General features: G+C 71.0%; 4 protein-coding genes. 2 read left to right on the forward strand and 2 right to left on the reverse strand.

Features of this window, described 5'->3' with window-relative positions; all coding sequences use genetic code 11:
* Nucleotides 1-201 precede the first annotated feature (201 nt).
* Nucleotides 202-1,689 (reverse strand): APC family permease, encoded by a 1,488-nt coding sequence (locus ABZT06_RS48055; protein WP_355755693.1) that lies wholly within the window; start codon nucleotides 1,687-1,689, stop codon nucleotides 202-204.
* 82 nt (nucleotides 1,690-1,771) lie between these two features.
* Nucleotides 1,772-3,454 (reverse strand): amidohydrolase, encoded by a 1,683-nt coding sequence (locus ABZT06_RS48060; RefSeq protein ID WP_355755696.1) that lies wholly within the window; start codon nucleotides 3,452-3,454, stop codon nucleotides 1,772-1,774.
* A 161-nt stretch (nucleotides 3,455-3,615) separates the two neighbouring features.
* Between ABZT06_RS48060 and ABZT06_RS48065 the strand changes: the two genes are divergently transcribed.
* Entirely contained in the window at nucleotides 3,616-4,227 is a 612-nt protein-coding gene (locus tag ABZT06_RS48065; RefSeq protein ID WP_355755698.1) for a TetR/AcrR family transcriptional regulator C-terminal domain-containing protein, read from the forward strand.
* A gap of 237 nt (nucleotides 4,228-4,464) precedes the next feature.
* On the forward strand, nucleotides 4,465-6,000 hold a 1,536-nt coding region (locus ABZT06_RS48070), incomplete at its 3' end, for an MFS transporter (protein WP_355755702.1).

Here is a 6,000-nt window from a genome sequence, read left to right on the forward strand (position 1 = left end):
CTGCCGGTGAGTTGCCGGCACGCGCGGCCCAGTTCAGCGTCGTCGAGTTCTGAGGCCAGGCGCGGCGTCGGCTTTCTGCCCAGACCGCGGATCATGACCGGTCACCCCTCTCGTGGGGCGTCTCGTGCGTGGGACGTACGGTGCGGGACGGTCCCGGCTTCCGGGCTGCGGCCAGAAGACGGGACCGCCGCTGTGCGCGTGTCAGGCGGCGTCGACGTCGGTGGTGGCCAGCTTGCTGTAGACGTCGGGCCGAGTACGGCGGATGCGTGCGGCGAGGGCCACGCCGGCCAGGAACACTGCCGGGGTGAGCGCGACCAGCGACCAGTTGACGGTCGGGCCGGCGCCGGTGAACAGGTCCAGGCGCTTGCAGACCAGCACGGTGACAGCGGTGAGGAGGACACCGGCCGCGCCGGGCGCGAGGAGGGTGCGCAGATGTCCTTCGCCGTGCTCGGCGGAGTTGCGGCGGAAGAAGGCGACCACCGCGAAGGCCGCCAGCGCCTGCAGGACGAGGATGCCGATCACACCGGGAGTGTTCACCCACAGGAAGAACTTTGTGTAGGGGTCGACGCCGAGCAGGGCGAAGACGGCGACGACCACAACCGCCAGGACGCTTTGGGCGACGCCGGCCACCCACGGCGAGCCGTGCCTGGGATGCACCCGGCCCAGCGCCGCAGGGGCGACACTCTCGACGGAAAGGGCGTAGACGTAGCGGGTGATGGCGTTGTGGAAGGCGAGCAGGGCGGCGAGCACGCTGGTGACGATCAGGACGCGCTGGACGTCGGTCGCCCAGCCGCCGACGTACTGGGTCATGGCGGTGAAGAACATCTCCGCCGGGTTCTTCGCGGCGACGGCGACGGCCTGGCCACTGCCGAACGCCTGCACGATGACCCAGCTGATGAAGGCGTAGAAGAGGCCTAGGAAGCCGATCGCGAGGTAGGTGGCACGGGGCACGGTGCGGTCGGGGTGACGGGCCTCTTCGCGGTAGATGGCGGTGGCCTCGAAGCCGATGAACGCGGCGACCGCGAGACCGAGCGGTCCGCTCATCCCGGAGACGAAGACGTTCGAGGGGGCGAAGGAGTCGAAGGTCAGCCCGCTCGCGCCGCCCTTGACCAGGACGGCGCCGGCGAGCAGCACCAGGATGGCGGTCTCCGCGATCAGCAGGGCAGCCAGGACCTTGGCACCGAGGTTGATGGAGCGGAAGCCCAGGAACCAGACGACGGCGATCCCGGCGAAGGCGTAGACCGGCCACGGCAGGTCGACGCCGAGGAGGTCGTTCGCGGTGGTGGAGGCGAAGAAGCCGAACGCCCCGAACATACCGATCTGCAGGGAGTTGTACGAGAACACCGCGAGGAACGCCGCCCCCAGCCCCGACGGGCGTCCGAGACCTCGGGCGATGTACGAGTAGAAGGCGCCGGCGTTGCGGATGTACGGCGTCATCGCCGTGAAGCCGACCGCGAAGAGGACCAGCACCACTCCGACGGCGAGATAGGCGACCGGGGCGCCGATGCCGCCGAAGAGGATGGCGAGGGGAGCCACGCCGGCCATCACCGTGAGCGGGGCGGCCGCTGCGACGACGAAGAAGACGATGTCGGCGACGCCGAGGCTGCCGCGCTGGAGGTGAGGGCTCTGATCCGTCCCCGCGGCCGGCGGAGGCTGCTGGGGAGCGGTGGGGACGAGGGGCTCGGTCATGGAGGTCTCCGCGTGATGTGGGTGGGTCGAGGAGCGAGCGATACGACAGGGAGACGTGGACCGGTCGTCACGACGACGTGGTCTACCGTCTCCCGGCACGCGTGCTGCGGGGAGTGGAGGCGTCGTGGGTACGCCGGCCGGCGAGCCACGTGCCCAGGACAGGGAGGTGCGCGAGGTCACCGGGGGCGGCCCCGGCCGGGTCGGCGGCGAGATGCACCAGGTCGGCGCGCATTCCGGGACGCAACGCGCCCCATTCCTTCTCCTCGAACGCCTGGTGGGCGCATCCTGCGGAGTAGGCGGCGAGAGCGGTGTCGATGTCTATCCGCTCCTCGGGGAGCCAGCCGCCCTCGGGCATTCCCTCGGGCGTCTGGCGGGTGACCGCGGTGGCGATGCCCCGCAGTGGTTCATGGGCGGTGACCGGCCAGTCGCTGCCGAACGAGATCCGGGCACCGGAGGCCAGCAGGGCGGCTATCTGGTACTGCCGCGCGCCGCGTTCCGGGCCGATCCTCGGCAGGGTCAGCTCGGTCATCAGGGGGTCGGGCTGGGCCCAGAGCGGCTGGAGGTTGGCGACGACGCCGAGCTCGGCGAAGCGGGCCAGGTCAGCGGGGTGGATGAGCTGGGCGTGGGCGATGACCGGTCGGCGGTCACGGGCGCCGTTGGTGCGGTCGGCGGCCTCGACCGCGTCCAGAGCCATCCGGACCCCGCCGTCGCCGATGGCGTGGAGGTGCGCGCGGAAGCCGAGTGCGTCGACGGCGGTGACGGCCTCGGCCAGCTCCTGGTGGGACCAGTTGGCGATGCCGTGCGAGTGCGGGCAGTCGGTGTAGGGCTCGAGGAGGGCGGCGGTGCCGGCCTCGATGACGCCGTCGGCGAAGAACTTCACGCTCCGTGCGGTCAGCAGCCCGGGAGCGGAGCTCTCCACCTTGTCCCGGTCCGCCGTGAACCGGAGGATGCGCTCGCGCCAGCCGTCGGGTTCCAGGACGAAGGCGAGGTCGGCGCGCAGGGGAAGCCCCGGTCCGGTGGTCGCGGCGGTGACCCAGACGTCGGCCTGGTGCGGTTCGACCCAGACGTCGGCCTGGTGCGGTTCGACCCAGGCGTCCTGCACCCAGGTCACCCCGGCCGCGGCGAACCGGGCCGCGGCTTCGCGCAGCGCCGCCACCTGCGCCTCGTGGGACGCCGTGGGAATGCGGGCGAGCACCGGCCCGAGAGCTCCGAACTCGCGGAGGGTGCCCAGCGGCTCGGACGATCCGTCCCGGCGCAGGATCTCCCCGCCCGACGGATCGGGGGTGTCGGCGGTGTATCCGGCCCGGCGCAGGGCCTCGCTGTTCACCCACGCGGTGTGGTGGTCCATGGTGCGCAGGACGACGGGACGGTCGGGTACGACGGCGTCCAGCCACCGGGCGTCGAACCGGCCGTCGGGGGCGAGCCACGGGTCGAAGCCGTCACCGGTGATCCACTCCGTCTCCGGGTGTTCGGCGGCCCAGCCCCGTACGGTCTCGACGATCTCCTCGACACTTCCTCGGCCCCGGACCGGTACGCCGGCCAGACCCAGTCCCCCCATCACCGGGTGCACATGTCCGTCGCCGAACGCCGGCAAAAGGGCCCCGCCGGCCAGGTCCACCACGGTGCTACGTGGCCCCTTGGCGGCCAGCGCCTGCGCTCCGAGGGCGGTGATCCGGCCGCCGGTGACAGCAAGGGCCTCGTGGACGGTCTCCTCTGAGGCCCCGGTCCTGACGGCCCCTCCGGTGAAGACGATGTCGGCATGCATGGCGTGTGACAGTGCCTCTCCTCAGGCCGACCGCCTAACTGAAAGGCGTTCGGTTTCCGGTAATGTAGGCGCCGCCCGGGCTACTGGGAAGAGTTTTACTGAATGCCATTCGGTAACGTCTGGGTTACGGCAAACGAAGACAATTTCTCCGAGGAGCCACTGTGGGACGGCCGCGCACACCCCTGCTGGATCGCCGGCGCATCGGCGCAGCGGCACTGCGCCTGGCCGACGAGAAGGGCGCCCTCTCCATCCCGGCTCTGGCCAAAGCCCTGGGTGTCGCCCCGTCCGCCCTCTACCACCACGTCGCCGGCCGCGACGACATCATCTCGCTGATGCGCGAGGAACTCGCCCAGGCCACCGGAGCCGACCAGGACTGGTCACAGCCCTGGGACAAGGCCCTGGAGGGCTGGGCCCGCTCCTATCTCGCCGCCTTCGCCGCCCACCCGGGGGCGGTACCCCTGCTCGCCACCGCCCCGCTGGCCGAACCGTTCATGCACGTGATGTACGAGAAGGTCGCGAAGCTGCTCCTGGACGCGGGTTTCGCCACGCATGAGGTCATGCCGCTGATCACCGCGCTGGAGAGTTTCGTTCTCGGCTCGGCCCTCGACCTGGTGGCGCCACCCGTGATGGTCTCCGACGTCGCCCGTGACACGACTCCGCACTTGAGCGCCGTACTCGACGAGACCCCCGCCGACCGCAGCCGCGCCACCGTGGCCTTCGATCTCGGACTGCGCGCCCTGCTCACCGGATTCCGGGACCTGCTGCGTCGCTGACGGCGATCGTCACGTCGCCGGGCCCGCCGGTCGACGAGGGCTTCGGCCGGGCAGCCGCCGCAGCCAACGCCCAAGCACCTCGCGCATGATCTGTGCAGGCGCCCCGTATCCCGCTCTGGACCTGCGGGTTCGCCCGGGCCGGGGCAGACTGGGAGGGTGAGCGACACACACCTCAAAGGTGCCGGCACCACGCCCGCGCCTCGCTCGGTGCATCAGCAGACGCTGGCTCTCGCGGCCATGATGTTCGCGGTCGCGATGACGTTCATCGATCAGACGATCGTCTCGATCGCCGCCCCGGACATCGTCCGGGAGCTGGACCTCTCAGCGTCCGGAATGCAGTGGGTGATCAACGCGTATCTGCTGGCATTAGCCGCCTTCTTCGCCGTCGGCGGCCGCCTGGCTGACCTGTACGGTCCGCGCCGCATCGTGGTCATCGGCACGCTGGTGTTCGTCGTGTCCTCGGTGATGTGCGGCTGTGTCCCCAAGGGGGACGCCGCGCAGGGCTGGCTCATCGGCTTCCGGGCCGTCCAGGGTGTCGGCGCGGCACTGCTCTTCCCCGCCGCGCTGGCCGTGGTCGTGGCGGTCTTCCCGGCCGAGCGGCGCGGCCGTGCCCTCGCCCTGTTCTTCGGGCTGTCCGGCGCACTGACCGCCGTCGGACCGCTGCTGGGCGGCTGGCTCACGGCGGCATGGACGTGGCGTGCGGTGTTCTGGGTCAACGTCCCCGTGGCCGTCGTCGCGCTGGTACTGACCGCGATGGCGCACATCGCCGACCGTAGACGGACCGGCACCCTGGACATCGTGGGCGCCGCTCTCATGGCAGCCGGTATGGGACTGAGTGTTCTCGGTTTCCAGCAGGCCTACTCCTGGGGCTGGGACAGCCTGGCGACCTGGCTCTGCGTCGCGGGCGGCCTGGCGCTCCTCGCCGTCTTCGTCCGCTACGAGCGGGGCGTGCGCCATCCTCTGATCGACCTGCGCGTCTTTCGGGACCGGGGTTTCACCATCGACGCGGTGGTGCTGTTCTTCGCCATGCTCGCCTTCGTCCCGCTGTTCTTCTTCGCGTCCGTGTACGCACAGGTCTCGCTCAGCGCCTCGCCCAACCAGGCAGCGCTGTTCCTGCTGTACGTGTTCGCGGGCTTCGCCATCGCCTCGCAGTGGGGCGGGCGGATCCTCGATCAGCGGGGCGCCCGTCCGGCGCTGAAGGCGGGCGGTGTCCTGGGCTGCGTCGGGTTCGCCCTGTGGGTGGGCAAGCTGACCGACCTGTCCATGCACGACCAGTGGCCGTACGCGGCTCTGGCCGGCGCGGGCATCGGCTTCATTCTGGCTCCCGCTTCCACGGACGCCGTCAACCGTGCGATCGGGCCGTCCTACGGCGAGGTCACGGGCGTCACACAGACGGTGCGCAACTACGCGGCGAGCGTGGGCATGGCCGTCTTCGGCACCATGCTCACCCATGTCACGCGCTCGAACGTGACGGACACCCTGCAGGCGCGGGGCCTGTCGGCCGAACAGGCCAGGGACGCCGCCCACCGCCTCAGCAGCTCCATCACGGGCAGCGGCGACGCCAGCCCACCTTCGGGCACCGGTGCGGCGGCCGGCCGGATGCGCGACATCGTCCACGCCGTCCGGGTGGACTTCGCCGAGGCGAACCAGTGGGTCTTCTACGGCATGGCCGTCGCCTTGGGGATCGCGTTCCTGTTCGCGCTGTGGCACCCGGGCGGCACCGCGGCCGCGGCCAAGGTCTCATCCGTCGAGACGCAGCATCGGCACACCTCC

It is taken from the genome of Streptomyces sp. NPDC005483, assembly GCF_040606035.1.
Classification (GTDB): domain Bacteria; phylum Actinomycetota; class Actinomycetes; order Streptomycetales; family Streptomycetaceae; genus Streptomyces.

Excerpts from the sequence above, each read along its gene's own strand:
- ABZT06_RS48055 (WP_355755693.1), bottom strand. The coding sequence starts at position 1,689 with ATGACCGAGCCCCTCGTCCCCACCGCTCCCCAGCAGCCTCCGCCGGCC.
- ABZT06_RS48060 (WP_355755696.1), bottom strand. The coding sequence starts at position 3,454 with ATGCATGCCGACATCGTCTTCACCGGAGGGGCCGTCAGGACCGGGGCC.